Raw genomic sequence first — 14,067 nt, forward strand, 5'->3', positions numbered from 1 at the left:
AGTCCGCGCGGATCAGATCACGTACAAATCTACGTATTCATGCACCGGCATGGCCTCAAGCGCCTGCTGGTTCAGCGATACGGTCAGGATGCGGCGCTGCTGCTTGGCCGGGAACATGCGGGCCAGGTTGGTGCGGAACTTGGCTTCCAGCAGCGGAATGCCGTCGGCGCGGCGGCGCTTGTGGCCGATGGGATATTCGCAAACGACTTCATTGAGCCGCGTGCCATCGTTGAACTCTACCGTCAGCGCGTTGGCAATCGAGCGCTTGTCGGGATCGTGATAGTCGCGGGTGTAGGCCGGGTCTTCCACGCAGACGATCTTGTCGCGCAGCGCGTCAATGCGCGGGTCGCGGGCCACGTCGTCTTCGTAGTCGGCGGCGGTCAGCCGGCCGAACAGCACGGGCACGGCCACCATGTACTGGATGCAGTGGTCGCGGTCAGCAGGATTATTCAGCGGCCCCTTCTTGTCGATGATGCGGATGCACGACTCGTGCGTGCGTATCGTGATGGCCTTGATGTCGTCTGCGGTCTTGCCCGCTGACTTCAGCTTGTCGTGGATGTCCATCGCGCATTCCACGGCGGTCTGCGAGTGGAACTCCGCCGGGAACGAAATCTTGAACAGCACGTTCTCCATTACGTAGCTGCCATAGGGCCGCTGGAATGTGAACGGCTGGCCCTTGAACAGCACATCGTAAAAGCCCCAGGTCTTGGCGCTGAGCACCGACGGATATCCCATTTCGCCCGTCTTGGCGATCAGCGCCAGGCGCACGGCGCGGCTGGTGGCGTCGCCCGCGGCCCAGCTTTTGCGGCTGCCGGTGTTGGGGGCATGGCGATAGGTGCGCAGGCTTTGGCCGTCAACCCAGGCCAACGACACGGCGTTAATCACTTCATCGCGGTCCAGCCCCAGCATCTGCGCCACGACGGCGGTGGACGCCACCTTGACCAGCACGACGTGGTCCAGGCCGACCTTGTTGAAGGAGTTTTCCAGCGCGATGCAGCCCTGGATTTCGTGTGCTTTGATCATGCCTGTCAGCACGTCGCGCATCAGCAGCGGCGCTTTGCCGGCAGCGACCGCCGTGCGCGACAGCCAATCGGCCGTGGCAAGAATGCCGCCCAGATTGTCCGATGGGTGGCCCCATTCGGCGGCAAGCCAGGTGTCGTTGAAATCCAGCCAGCGGATGGCGGTGCCGATGTTGAACGCGGCCTGGATGGGATCAAGCTGGAACGATGTGCCCGGCACTTTGGCGCCGTTGGGCACCACCGTGCCAGGCACGACCGGCCCCAGCAGCTTTTTGCACGCCGGATATTCCAGCGCTTCCAGGCCGCAGCCCAGCGTATCAATCAGGCAGTTACGGGCGGTCTCGTACGCCAGGCTGCTCTTGATCTCGTAGTTAAGAACGTAGTCCGCGATATCAACCAGGACCTGGTCGGGCTCGGGGCGTACGTTAGAGATTGGGGCGGACATTGCGAACCCTCCTTAGCGAAGAAGTGAATACAGGTGGCCATGCCGCGCCGCTCTCGTTGTGGTGGACCCGCCTTACTTGCGCTTGTCCAGCGGCACGAACTTCTGATCTTCCGGGCCGACGTAGTTGGCGGTGGGGCGGATGATCTTGTTGTCGATGCGCTGCTCAATGATGTGGGCCGACCAGCCTGCCGTGCGCGCAATGACGAACAGCGGGGTGAACATGGCGGTGGGCACGCCCATCATGTGATAGCTGACGGCCGAGAACCAGTCCAGGTTCGGGAACATCTTCTTGATGTCCCACATCACCGTTTCCAGGCGTTCGGCGATGTCGAACATCTTGGTGCTGCCGGCCTTCTTGGACAGCTTCTTCGCCACTTCCTTGATGACCTTGTTGCGCGGGTCGGACACGGTATAGACCGGGTGGCCAAAGCCGATGATGACTTCCTTGGCCTCGACGCGGCGGCGGATGTCGGCTTCGGCCTCGTCCGGCGTCTCATAGCGCTTTTGTACATCAAAGGCTACTTCGTTGGCGCCGCCGTGCTTGGGGCCGCGCAAGGCGCCAATGGCGCCGGCAATCGACGAGAACATGTCCGACCCCGTGCCCGCGATGACGCGCGCGGTGAAGGTCGACGCGTTGAACTCGTGCTCGGCGTACAGGTTCAAGGAGATGTGCATCGCCTTGACCCATTCGTCGCTGGGCTTTTCGCCATGCAGCAAGTGCAGGAAGTGGCCGCCGATGCTGTCGTCGTCGGTTTGCACGTCGATCATGTGGCCGTTGTGGCTGTAGTGATACCAGTACAGCAGCGCCGAACCCAGGTTGGCCATCAGGCGGTCGGCGATGTCGCGCGCGCCCGGGGTGTTGTGGTCGTCTTTTTCAGGCAGCACGCAACCCAGCACGGACACGGCGGTGCGCATCACGTCCATCGGGTGGCTGGCGGCGGGCAGCGCTTCCAGCGCCACTTGCAGCTGGGCGGGCAGGCCGCGCAGGCTTTTCAGCTTTTGCTTGTACGCGGCCAGTTCGGCCTTGTTGGGCAGCTTGCCGTGGACCAGCAGGTGAGCAATTTCTTCGAACTCGCTGGTGTGGGCGATGTCCAGAATGTCGTAGCCGCGGTAGTGCAGGTCGTTGCCGCTGCGGCCCACCGTGCACAGCGCGGTGTTGCCTGCGACCACGCCCGACAGGGCAACGGATTTCTTGGGTTTGAAACCGGCTTTCTCTTCCGGCTTCGCGTCCGGCTTGGCTTCTTGCTTTTTGGCAGCCGTGCTCATGTCTCTACTCCTTTCCTTTCGCTGTGGTCGATGCAATGGGGATACTCGTGGCGCCGCGCGGTTGGCGCGGCGCCGGATACCAAAGGCGTGGCGGGATTACGCTTTGCCCTTCTGGAAGAGCGCATCCAGTTTGGATTCGAATTCGTGATAGCCGATGCGGTCGTACAGCTCTTCGCGCGTTTGCATCAGGTCCACCACATTTTTCTGGTGGCCATCGCGGCGGATGGCGGTATAGACGGCTTCGGCGGCCTTGTTCATGGCGCGGAAGGCCGACAGCGGGTAGAGCACCATGCCCACGCCCACGCTCTTCAGTTCTTCCACGGTGAACAGCGGCGTCTTGCCGAATTCGGTGATGTTGGCCAGCACCGGCACCTTGACGGCTTTGACGAAGCGGTCATAGGTGGGCAGGTCGTAAGCGGCTTCGGCGAAGATCGCGTCGGCGCCGGCTTCCACGCAGGCCAGCGCGCGTTCGATTGCGGCGTCCACGCCGTGGGACGCAATGGCGTCGGTGCGGGCGATCAGATAAAAGTCGGTGTCGGTGCGCGCGTCGGCGGCGGCCTTGACGCGGTCGGCCATTTCTTCGGTGGTGACGATTTCCTTGCCCGGACGATGGCCGCAGCGCTTGGCGCCGACCTGGTCTTCGATGTGGCAAGCGGCAGCGCCGAACTTGATCAGGCTCTTGACGGTGCGGCCAATGTTGAACGCCGATGGGCCAAAGCCGGTGTCGATGTCCACCACCAGCGGCACGTCGCACACGTCGGTGATGCGGCGCACGTCGGTCAGCACGTCGTCCATGGTGTTGATGCCCAGATCGGGCAGGCCCAGGGACCCCGCCGCCACGCCGCCACCCGACAGGTAGATGGCGCGATAGCCGGCGCGCTTGGCCAGCAGGGCGTGGTTGGCGTTGATGGCGCCAATGATTTGCAGCGGGCTTTCTTCGGCGAGGGCGCGGCGGAAGAGGGCGCCGGGCGATTCGGGTCTGGACATGGAAGTCTCCGTTTCTTTTATGACTAGCCCACGACCTTATCGCGGGTCCGGAATATAAATCTGTCCCCTACGCGACAATCGCCGGCGGCGGGGCAGCGAGACAGATGTATGTTTCGGCTGGATGTTTCGGTCTTGCTTAGGAATTGGGCCCGCGTGAGCGGGCCCAATTCTGATTCAAGCGCTGCTTACTTCAGCAGGTCCTTGACGCCGTCGCGCTCTTCCAGGAGCTCTTTCAGCGTGAAGTCCAGGCGCTCACGCGAGAAGGCGTCGATTTCCAGGCCTTCAACACGCTTGTATTCGCCATTTTCGGTCGTGACCGGCACGCCGTAGATGATGCCTTCCGGGATGCCGTAGGAGCCATCCGACGGGATACCCATCGTGACCCACTTGCCGTTGCTGCCCAGGACCCAGTCACGGACGTGGTCGATGGCGGCGTTGGCGGCCGAAGCGGCCGAGGACAGGCCACGGGCTTCGATGATGGCGGCGCCACGCTTGCCCACGGTCGGGATGAACGTGTCGCGGTTCCAGGCGTCGTCATTGATGAGCTTGGTGAGCGACTCGCCGCCGACGGTGGCGAAGCGGAAGTCCGGGTACATCGTGGGCGAGTGGTTGCCCCACACGACCAGCTTTTCGATATCGGCAACCGGTTTGCCCGACTTGGCCGACAACTGCGACAGGGCGCGGTTGTGGTCCAGGCGCAGCATGGCGGTGAAGTTCTTCGCCGGCAGGTCCGGCGCCGACTTCATGGCGATGTAGGCGTTGGTGTTGGCGGGGTTGCCGACGACCAGGACCTTGACGTTGCGGCTGGCCACGTCGTTCAGGGCCTTGCCCTGCGCCGTGAAGATCTGAGCGTTGACGGACAGCAGGTCCTTGCGCTCCATGCCGGGGCCGCGCGGACGGGCGCCAACCAGCAGGGCCACGTCAGCGTCCTTGAAGGCGGTGCGGGGGTCGCTGTGGGCGGTCACTTCTTGCAGCAGCGGGAAGGCGCAGTCATCCAATTCCATGATGACGCCCTTCAGGGCCTTTTGCGCTTTCTCGTCGGGGATTTCCAGCAGTTGCAGGATGACGGGTTGATCTTTACCCAGCATTTCGCCAGAGGCGATGCGGAATAGCAGTGCGTAACCGATTTGGCCGGCGGCGCCGGTGACGGCGACACGCAAGGCAGGCTTGGACATGGACGTTCTCCGTAATGGTTTGGCGAGAAAAATCTCACCAATCAGTGTAATCGTTGGGGCATCAAAAACAGCGCGCACGAACAAGCCAGCGCGGGGCCCTGACAGCCGTGAATCCTAGAACGATTTCCAGGGGGCGTCAAACGCTCTTCTATCTTATATAAGACATAAGACGTTGGACAGCGTCCCGCCCGATATGCCACAATAGAGCGTTTATTCGAATGCGTTGCAGCACGGCCCGCTGTGCTCTTTCCAGCGCATTTTGGATGTGGGTTGACACCGCGTTTTGGCATCGTGCATTTGCATTGTGTTTCGCATCGTTTTTGCGCTGCCTCCCATCATCCGGATGAACATGACACTTTCAAGAAGATCCATGGCAGAGCCTCGGCCCGAAACCTCCTTACGCACACGCGCCGCCCGTTCAACGGGCGAGGGGGCCGCTTTCAGTCCGCTCTATCGCCAGATCAAGGATCTGCTCGTTCAAAGCCTGGAGCGCGGCGAATGGAAGCCCGGTGAACTCATCCCCAGCGAAATCGATCTGGCCGCCCGTTTTCAGGTGAGCCAGGGCACGGTGCGCAAGGCGGTTGATGAGTTGGCTGCCGAGCACATGCTGCTGCGCCGTCAGGGCAAGGGCACATTTGTCGCCACCCACCACGAAGCCCGCGTGCGCTACCGTTTCCTGCGCCTGGCCGCCGATGAAGAAGGCGAGCCCGGCCGTGCGGAAAGCCGCATCCTGGAATGCCGCCGCCTGCGAGCGCCCGCTGAAATCGCGCGCGCCCTGGATCTTCGGGCGGGCGAAACCGTAGTCATGATCCGCCGCCTGCTGTCCATGGGGCAGACGCCCACCGTCGTGGACGACATCTGGCTGCCCGGGTCCATTTTCCGTGGACTGACCCTGGAACTGCTGACCGCCAACAAGGCGCCGCTCTATGGTCTGTTCGAATCCGAGTTCGGCGTGAGCATGGTGCGCGCGGACGAGAAGCTGCGCGCGGTGATTGCGCCGGCCGAAGTCTGTCCCCTGCTTAATGTTCCGGCCGGCACGCCGTTGTTGCAGGTGGATCGGGTGTCTTACACCTATGGTGACCGCCCCATGGAAATTCGCCGGGGTTTGTACTTGACCGATCGATACCACTACCGCAATAGTCTGAATTGATGAGCTTTTTAACTACGATTTGATACCAACCCAATCTCTGGGCGAAAATACTGTGTTTGCCCGAAAGGGCCACGGCACTTTCGCCGTCACGATTCCCTAGTTCCGAAACACCGAGGCCGTCATGTCCGACACCGCTGCCAAGCCACGTCCGCAGTTTCGCAATATTGGGCTTGCCCAAGTTGCGTTCTCCTATCGCCTGCCCCTGGCCGGCAAGCTGTCCATCCTGCACCGCATCAGCGGCATTTTGCTGTTCCTCTGTTTGCCCTTGGTCATCGTGCCGCTGTTCGCAGCTAGCGTGGCCGCACCGCAATCGTTCGCCTGGATCGCCTCCATCGCGGCAAACCCGATCGTCAAGCTTGTCTTCCTGGTCCTGATCTGGGGCTACCTGCATCACTTCTGTGCTGGCATCCGCTACCTGCTGCTTGACCTGCACATCGGTATCGACAAGCTGTCGGCCAAGAAAAGCGCCGGCGTGGTTTTCGGTGTCAGCCTGGCGCTGACGCTGGTGTTCGGTCTCAAACTGTTCGGAGTGCTGTAAATGGCCGCCGCTAAAAACTACGGACCCAAGCGCCTGGTCGTGGGCGCCCACTATGGGGTCATGGATTTCATCATCCAGCGCATCACCGCCGTCATCATGGCCGTGTACACGCTGGTGCTGCTCGTCGGCATCTTGACGATGCCTGCCTTCACGTATGAACACTGGGTCAAGCTGTTCAATTTCTACGTGGGCTTCATTCCGGTTGGCCAGATCCTGGCCTCCCTTGCATTCATTGCGTTGGCCTGGCATGCCTGGATTGGCGTGCGCGACATCTGGATGGACTACGTCAAGCCGGTGGGCCTGCGCCTGCTGCTGCAAGTGCTGACGATCCTCTGGCTGATCGGTACGGTCGTTTACTTCGCGCAAATCCTCTGGAGCATTTAAGCCGTGGTCTCTGTCATGAAATCCTTGCCGCGCCGCCAGTTTGATGTGGTGGTCGTTGGCGCCGGTGGAGCCGGCATGCGTTGTTCGCTGCAACTGTCCCAAGCGGGCCTGTCCGTTGCAGTGCTGTCCAAAGTGTTCCCCACGCGTTCGCACACCGTTGCCGCACAAGGCGGCGTGAGCGCCTCGCTGGGCAACATGAGCGAAGACAACTGGTACTGGCACATGTACGACACCGTCAAGGGGTCGGATTGGCTGGGCGACCAGGACGCCATCGAATTCATGTGCCGTGAAGCGCCGAACGCCGTGTACGAGCTCGAGCACTTCGGCATGCCGTTTGACCGCAACCCCGACGGCACGATCTATCAGCGTCCGTTCGGCGGCCACACCGCCAACTTCGGTGAAAAGCCGGTGCAGCGCGCCTGTGCCGCCGCCGACCGCACCGGCCACGCGCTGTTGCACACGCTCTACCAGCGCAACGTTGCCGCGCGCACCCAGTTCTTCGTCGAGTGGATGGCGCTGGACTTGCTGCGCAACGAAGCGGGCGACGTCGTCGGCGTCACCGCTCTGGAAATGGAAACGGGCGAAATCTACATCCTGGAAGCCAAGACCACGGTGCTGGCCACCGGCGGCGCCGGCCGTATCTGGGCCGCTTCCACCAACGCCTTCATCAACACCGGTGACGGCCTGGGCATGGCTGCGCGCGCAGGCATCCCGCTGCAAGACATGGAATTCTGGCAATTCCACCCGACCGGCGTGGCTGGCGCGGGCGTGCTGATTACCGAAGGCGTGCGTGGCGAAGGCGGCATCCTGTTGAACAAGGATGGCGAACGCTTCATGGAGCGCTATGCGCCCACGCTGAAGGACTTGGCGCCGCGTGACTTCGTGTCGCGTTCGATGGACCAGGAAATCAAGGAAGGCCGCGGTTGCGGTCCGGACGGCAGCTACGTCGTCCTGAAGCTGGATCACCTGGGCGCCGACGTCATCAACAAGCGTCTGCCCTCGATCCGCGAAATCGCCATCAAGTTCGGTAACGTGGACCCGATCAAGGAACCGATCCCCGTCGTTCCGACCATCCACTACCAGATGGGCGGCATTCCGGCCAACTATCACGGCCAGGTGCTGACGCGCGAAAACGGCGAGAACAAGGTCGTCAACGGCCTGTACGCCATCGGCGAATGCGCCGCGGTGTCGGTGCACGGCGCCAACCGCCTGGGCACGAACTCGCTGCTGGACCTGATCGTCTTCGGCCGCGCCACCGGCAACCACATCGTCAATTCGCACCCGGAGCGCCAGCGTGCGCACCAGGACCTGCCGAAGGAAGCCGTGGACTTCTCGCTGGACCGCGTGAACAAGCTGGAAACGCGCACCTCGGGCGAAAAGACGCAAGACATCGGCAACGCCATCCGCTTCTCGATGCAGCGCCACTGCGGCGTGTTCCGCACGCTGGAACTGCTGAACGAAGGCGTGACGCAGATCGAAGATCTGGCCAAGCAAGCCGACAATATCTACTTCAAGGACAAGTCCAAGGTGTTCAACACCGCGCGCGTCGAAGCGCTGGAACTGGCCAACATGACCGAAGTGGCCCGCGCCACGATCAAGTCGGCCGCCGCCCGCACGGAAAGCCGTGGCGCTCACGCGCTGGACGACCACCCGACGCGCGACGACGAGAACTGGCTGAAGCACACGCTGTGGTACTCCGAAGGCAGCCGCCTGGATTACAAGCCTGTGCAGATGAAGCCGCTCACCGTTGAGTCCTTCCCGCCCAAGGCGCGTACCTTCTAAGTCCGGATAGAGCCCATTATGAGCACCAAGAGAATCGTCAAGTTCGAAATCTACCGCTACGATCCGGACAAGGACGAGCGCCCGTACATGCAGAAGCTGGACGTCGAACTCCAGCCCACCGACAAGATGCTGCTTGATGCGCTGGTGCGCATCAAGAACGACGTCGATGACAGCCTGGCCCTGCGCCGCTCGTGCCGTGAAGGCGTGTGCGGTTCGGACGCCATGAACATCAACGGCAAGAACGGTCTGGCCTGCACGACGAACCTGCGCGAATTGAAAGAACCCATCGTTCTGCGTCCGCTGCCGGGCCTGCCCGTCATCCGCGACCTGATCGTGGACATGACGCACTTCTTCAACCAGTACCACTCGATTCGTCCGTACCTCATCAACGACGCGCCGCCGCCCGAAAAAGAGCGTCTGCAGTCGCCCGAGGCGCGCGAAGAGCTGGATGGCCTGTACGAGTGCATTCTGTGCGCGTGCTGTTCCACTTCCTGCCCGTCGTTCTGGTGGAACCCGGACAAGTTCGTCGGCCCGGCCGGCCTGCTGCAAGCCTACCGCTTCATCGCCGACAGCCGCGACGAAGCCACCGGCGAGCGTCTGGACAACCTGGAAGATCCGTACCGCTTGTTCCGTTGCCACACCATCATGAACTGCGTCGACGTCTGTCCGAAGGGCCTGAACCCGACGAAGGCCATCGGCAAGATCAAGGAACTGATGGTTCGCCGTACGGTCTAGTGTCTATCTAGCGTGAAGACTTTTGTATTTATGGTGTAACGATGAGCAGGCTAACTGAACTGGAGCGGGCGCGTCTGCGTTGGCGGGCGCGCCGCGGCCTGCTCGAAAACGACTTGATCATCACTCGGTATCTTGACGCTTACGAGGCTGAACTTACCGATGATGATGTGGCCGCATTGACCCAGCTGTTCGAGATGGGAGACAACGACCTTCTCGACCTGCTGCTGGCCCGTAAGGAACTCGAAGGCGACCTGGACACCCCCAGGCTTCGGGGCATTATTGGCCAGATGCGCGCACTCTGATTAATGTGAGAGGAAATAACATGAACCTGTCTGACAAAAAAGCCACTCTATCCTTCTCGGATGGCAGCGCACCCATTGAGTTCCCTGTCTACAAGGGCACGGTCGGTCCGGATGTGATCGACATCCGCAAGCTGTATGGCCAGACGGGCATGTTTACGTTTGACCCGGGCTTCATGTCCACCGCCGCTTGCGAATCGGGCATCACGTACATCGACGGCGACAAGGGCGAACTGCTGTACCGCGGTTACCCCATCGAGCAATTGGCCGTCAATTGCGACTTCATGGACATCTGCTACCTGATCCTGAACGGCGAACTGCCGAACCAGGAACAGAAGGCTGACTTTGATTCGCAAGTGACCCATCACACGATGGTCAACGAGCAACTGCACTTTTTCCTGCGCGGCTTCCGCCGTGACGCGCACCCGATGGCCGTGCTGACGGGTCTGGTTGGCGCGCTGTCCGCGTTCTACCACGACTCCACCGACATCACGAACCCGCAGCATCGCCACATCTCGGCCATCCGCCTGATCGCCAAGATGCCGACGCTGGTTGCGATGGCGTACAAGTACTCGCAAGGCCAACCGTTCATCTACCCGCAGAACGACCTGTCCTACACGGGCAACTTCCTGCGCATGATGTTCGCCACGCCGTGCGAAGACTACAAGGTCAACGAAGTCGTCGAGCGCGCGCTGGACCGCATCTTCATCCTGCACGCGGATCACGAGCAAAACGCGTCGACCTCCACCGTGCGCCTGTGCGGTTCGTCGGGCACCAACCCGTTTGCCGCCATCTCGGCTGGCGTGGCTTGCCTGTGGGGCCCGGCTCACGGCGGCGCCAACGAAGCTTGCCTGCAAATGCTGGAAGAGCTGCAAGCCAATGGCGGCATCGCCAAGGTTGGCGAGTTCATGGAGAAGGTCAAGGACAAGAACTCGGGCGTGCGCCTGATGGGCTTTGGCCACCGCGTCTACAAGAACTACGACCCGCGCGCCAAGCTGATGCAAGAAACGTGCAAGGAAGTGCTCTCGGCCCTGGGCCTGGAAAACGACCCGCTGTTCAAGCTGGCCATGGAACTGGAACGCATCGCCCTGTCGGACCCGTACTTCGTGCAGCGCAAGCTGTACCCGAACGTGGACTTCTACTCGGGTATCGTCCAACGCGCCATCGGCATCCCGACCTCGCTGTTCACGGCCATCTTCGCGCTGGCCCGCACGGTGGGCTGGATTGCCCAGTGGAACGAAATGCTGTCGGACCCCGATTACAAGATCGGCCGCCCGCGCCAGCTGTTCACGGGTTCGGTGACCCGCGACGTGCCCCCGATGGACAAGCGTTAATCCGCTTTGCTTTCGGTATCGCACTGACAAGAAACCGCCTTCGGGCGGTTTTTTGTTGCCTGCGGCCAGGAGTTTTTCAGCCGGGTAGAAGCGGATATCATGCTGGCCATGATTCCCGTCTCACTCCCGTCAGCCAATTTTTTCCTGTTGCTTTCTCTCGGTTTCCTGACCGGGATCGTGCTTGTGGGCTGGGCGGTGGTGCTGGCGGTCAGCGCCAGCCACCGCCGCAGCGTGCGCAAGCATTGGAAGAAGTCGGCCGTGTTGTTCGTGGTGTTGGCGTTGCCTGCCGCCTTTTTCGTGTGGGTCAACGCCGTCATCTGGCAGGTGGAACGGGAGGGCGCGCGACGTGAAGCCGCGCGCCACGTCACGCTGGACCAGCCCACCACCGTCGCCGGCACGCTCATGCCCGCCGGCACGCGGCTGTCGCTGCAAGACGAAGGGCAGCCAGAGACCTATGTGGAAGCCGAATTTCCGCAGCCGGTAGAAATTTTTGGCGTGCAGGCGATGCGTGCGCGGCGCCATCTTGGCACCGACTACGACGACACGTATGCGGTGCGGGGCCGTTATCCGCAAACCGTTTTCGTGAGCGGAAAGGGCGAGCAGACCGTGCAAGGCTGGCAGTGCGACGCCACCCAAGAAATTGAATTCGACACGACCCGCGACGGCGCCATGAAGGCCTTGCGCCAGTGCCAGTTGGGCCACGGCAACCAGATAGGGGAGCTGGCCTTGGCGTCCGGATCGGTGGTGTTCGGGTCCGACGGCACCGTCTACACGGATGGCTCCTCTGACCCTGACCGCTGGCGAGTCGAAGTGAAACACTCCGTGGCGGTGCAGGTGTTCGGGCTGATGGTGAGCGCCCCTCGCCTCTATCTGGATGCCGACCGCCGCCTGATCCGCGTCAGCGACACGGAACTTGCGTGCAAGCTCGATCTGGGCGGCTTTCACTACCCGCCCGGCACGCAGGTCAAGACGGTTCGGCGGGGCGACGGGGCGGCGCGCGAGCCGTTTCCTGGCATCTTCGTCTTCAGCCCCTGGGACGGGCAGGCCGCCAAGCGCGATGGCCATGACGATGTGCCGGAAGGCATGTCGGTGATGCAGGCGTTTGACGGCACGCTGGTCGGCATCGTGACCAACGATTCGGCTGGCGTCTTCAAATTTGCCAAGTTTGTGGTGGAAGGCGACAAGGCGGTCGAGCCCCCACGGGCCCGCTGCCCGTAGTGACGCGCATTCCGTCGCGGCCCGGCATTCCATCGCACCCCCCCCATTAAGAAATTCTTAAAAGTCTGATCCGACAATGCGGCTTGCCGGCGGAGGTGCCACGCCGGCCGAACCGTAACGGAGACACGCCGGATGAGACTGCCGTGAGACGCCTGCACAGCATGGAGCTGTTTGCAGAGGTAGCCAAGGCGCGCAGCTTCAGCCGCGCCGCCCTCGTGCTGGGGCTGCCGAAATCGACCTTGTCGCGCCGGGTGGCGGAACTGGAGCGTTCGCTGGGCTTGAGCCTGCTTACCCGCAGCACGCGCAAGATGGAGCTGACGGGCGCGGGCGAGATCTATCTGGAGCGCTGCCTGCGCGTCGTGGAAGAGGCGCAGGTTGCGCACGAGGAATTACAGGCGCTGACGGCCACGCCTTCGGGTCTGTTGCGCATCAACATGCCCGCCACGTTCGCCACCGATGTGATGGCGGAAATTCTGTTGGGATTTTCGCGCCTTCATCCGGAGGTGGCGTTTCATGTGAATCTGGCCAGCCTGGAACATGCAGACCGCGTGGCCGAGCCCTGCGATCTGACGATCAAGATTGGCGATCTGCCCGACTCTTCTTCGCGCATCGCCAGAACGCTGGGCGCGCTGCGCGTGCATCTTTATGCATCAGAAGCGTATCTGTCGGCGCATGGCGCGCCCACCCATCCGTCCGAATTGGCGGGACACGAATGCATTGGATTTCGGGCGCAAGACAACGGGGCATCGACGCGTTGGCAGCTTGTCCGCGGCAACGAGCAAGCCAGCGTCATGCCCGGCAGCCGGTTTTCGGTGAACGAAGCGGGTATGGCGCGCCGGCTGGCGGTGCTGGGCGCGGGCATCGCCGCGCTAGGCGGCGATCAGACCGAGCTTGAATCCTCCGGCGGCCTGCGGCGCGTGCTGCCGGAATGGAGCCTGGGGCCGTTTCCCGTGCACGTCGTCACGGAAACCCGCTTGCTGCCCGCCCGCGCCCGAGCATTTGTCGAATACCTGATCGCCTGCCTGGCCGAAGGCTGGCCGGCGTCAGCGGCTACACGCTGATGTGGCGAGCCATCAGCACGGCGAACAGCGGCAGGAAGATGAACAGGTGCGACTCAATCATCACCCAGCGCCGTACGCTTTTGATCTCTGGCGCGGCCGGCACGAAGCCTGCCTGCTGACGGGATTGTTTCGCCCAGCGCAGGATCTTCAGCGTGGGCGGGATCGAACAGAGCGCAATGATGACGAACAGCGTGATCTTGGCGTGGAACCACGGTGAGCTCATGTAGAACGCCGCGCCCTTCGCACCCAAGGTCAGGCGCAGCAGGCCGGTGACCAGCACCAGGATGGCGCTGACGCCATAGAGCCGGTCATAGATGATCAGCCGCTTCACGCCGTTGGCGGTAAGGTCGGGGCGCAGCAGCACGGCTTCGGCGGTCAGCACCACCACCATGACGAAGATAGCCAGGTAGTGGAACCAGGCATAGAGGGCATCGGCCAGCATGTCGTCTCCAGAAAAGTGACAAGCTCGGTTTTACCATCCGCCAGGGGCGCAGACTATCTTCACGCGTGGACGATCGCGACACGATGCGGGGGGGAGGTGGGGGGCGAGGATGCGGCGGTGCGATGTGGCGATTCGATGCAGCGATGCGATGCAGCGATGCGACGCCGTAGTTCAAAACCGGGCAATGAAAACGGGCGCCCCGTGGGGCGCCCGTGCGGTTACAGCGCGTAGG

General features: G+C 62.3%; 14 protein-coding genes. 9 read left to right on the forward strand and 5 right to left on the reverse strand.

Features of this window, described 5'->3' with window-relative positions:
- Positions 1-12 precede the first annotated feature (12 nt).
- The 4 genes from ACFZAI_RS10250 to ACFZAI_RS10265 all read right to left on the reverse strand — a co-directional run bounded on the left by ACFZAI_RS10250 (position 13) and on the right by ACFZAI_RS10265 (position 4,892).
- On the reverse strand, positions 13-1,464 hold the full coding sequence (locus ACFZAI_RS10250) for a bifunctional 2-methylcitrate dehydratase/aconitate hydratase (RefSeq protein ID WP_391566793.1): 1,452 nt from the start codon (positions 1,462-1,464) through the stop codon (positions 13-15).
- 72 nt (positions 1,465-1,536) lie between these two features.
- Positions 1,537-2,730: a 2-methylcitrate synthase gene (prpC, locus tag ACFZAI_RS10255; RefSeq protein ID WP_391566794.1), complete on the reverse strand. Its 1,194-nt coding sequence runs from the start codon at positions 2,728-2,730 to the stop codon at positions 1,537-1,539.
- A 96-nt stretch (positions 2,731-2,826) separates the two neighbouring features.
- Complete coding sequence (gene prpB / locus ACFZAI_RS10260) at positions 2,827-3,717, reverse strand: methylisocitrate lyase (RefSeq protein WP_391566795.1); 891 nt, start codon at positions 3,715-3,717, stop codon at positions 2,827-2,829.
- Positions 3,718-3,902: 185 nt separating this feature from the next.
- The gene (locus ACFZAI_RS10265) at positions 3,903-4,892 is read right to left on the reverse strand and encodes a malate dehydrogenase (protein ID WP_391566797.1); all 990 of its coding nucleotides are present in this window, start codon (positions 4,890-4,892) and stop codon (positions 3,903-3,905) included.
- A 370-nt stretch (positions 4,893-5,262) separates the two neighbouring features.
- Here ACFZAI_RS10265 and ACFZAI_RS10270 point away from each other — a divergent pair, with 370 nt between their 5' ends.
- From ACFZAI_RS10270 to ACFZAI_RS10310, 9 genes are all read left to right on the forward strand, one after another.
- Positions 5,263-6,042 carry a GntR family transcriptional regulator gene (locus ACFZAI_RS10270; protein ID WP_054423901.1) on the forward strand — a complete coding sequence of 260 codons (780 nt, stop codon included), beginning with the start codon at positions 5,263-5,265 and terminating at the stop codon, positions 6,040-6,042.
- A gap of 121 nt (positions 6,043-6,163) precedes the next feature.
- The gene (gene sdhC, locus ACFZAI_RS10275; RefSeq protein WP_006223904.1) at positions 6,164-6,580 is read left to right on the forward strand and encodes a succinate dehydrogenase, cytochrome b556 subunit; all 417 of its coding nucleotides are present in this window, start codon (positions 6,164-6,166) and stop codon (positions 6,578-6,580) included.
- On the forward strand, positions 6,581-6,964 hold the full coding sequence (gene sdhD / locus ACFZAI_RS10280) for a succinate dehydrogenase, hydrophobic membrane anchor protein (protein ID WP_006223905.1): 384 nt from the start codon (positions 6,581-6,583) through the stop codon (positions 6,962-6,964).
- 3 nt (positions 6,965-6,967) lie between these two features.
- The gene (sdhA, locus tag ACFZAI_RS10285; RefSeq protein WP_391566798.1) at positions 6,968-8,746 is read left to right on the forward strand and encodes a succinate dehydrogenase flavoprotein subunit; all 1,779 of its coding nucleotides are present in this window, start codon (positions 6,968-6,970) and stop codon (positions 8,744-8,746) included.
- An 18-nt stretch (positions 8,747-8,764) separates the two neighbouring features.
- Positions 8,765-9,481 (forward strand): succinate dehydrogenase iron-sulfur subunit, encoded by a 717-nt coding sequence (locus ACFZAI_RS10290; RefSeq protein ID WP_006218127.1) that lies wholly within the window; start codon positions 8,765-8,767, stop codon positions 9,479-9,481.
- A gap of 41 nt (positions 9,482-9,522) precedes the next feature.
- Positions 9,523-9,783: a succinate dehydrogenase assembly factor 2 gene (locus ACFZAI_RS10295; protein ID WP_006218128.1), complete on the forward strand. Its 261-nt coding sequence runs from the start codon at positions 9,523-9,525 to the stop codon at positions 9,781-9,783.
- Between the two features lie 20 nt (positions 9,784-9,803).
- Positions 9,804-11,114, forward strand: coding sequence for a citrate synthase (locus ACFZAI_RS10300; protein ID WP_006393556.1), 1,311 nt, complete (start codon positions 9,804-9,806; stop codon positions 11,112-11,114).
- Positions 11,115-11,213: 99 nt separating this feature from the next.
- Positions 11,214-12,332, forward strand: a complete 1,119-nt coding sequence (locus ACFZAI_RS10305) for a hypothetical protein (RefSeq protein WP_391566799.1) — start codon at positions 11,214-11,216, stop codon at positions 12,330-12,332.
- A 161-nt stretch (positions 12,333-12,493) separates the two neighbouring features.
- Positions 12,494-13,393: a LysR substrate-binding domain-containing protein gene (locus ACFZAI_RS10310; protein ID WP_391567102.1), complete on the forward strand. Its 900-nt coding sequence runs from the start codon at positions 12,494-12,496 to the stop codon at positions 13,391-13,393.
- Here the strand turns inward: ACFZAI_RS10310 and ACFZAI_RS10315 are convergent.
- Complete coding sequence (locus ACFZAI_RS10315) at positions 13,383-13,835, reverse strand: DUF2214 family protein (protein ID WP_054423893.1); 453 nt, start codon at positions 13,833-13,835, stop codon at positions 13,383-13,385. The two genes, ACFZAI_RS10310 and ACFZAI_RS10315, sit on opposite strands and share 11 nt — an antisense overlap.
- Between the last annotated feature and the right edge of the window lie 232 nt (positions 13,836-14,067).

The organism is Achromobacter sp. NPDC008082 (assembly GCF_042957345.1).
Taxonomy (GTDB): domain Bacteria; phylum Pseudomonadota; class Gammaproteobacteria; order Burkholderiales; family Burkholderiaceae_B; genus Achromobacter; species Achromobacter kerstersii_A.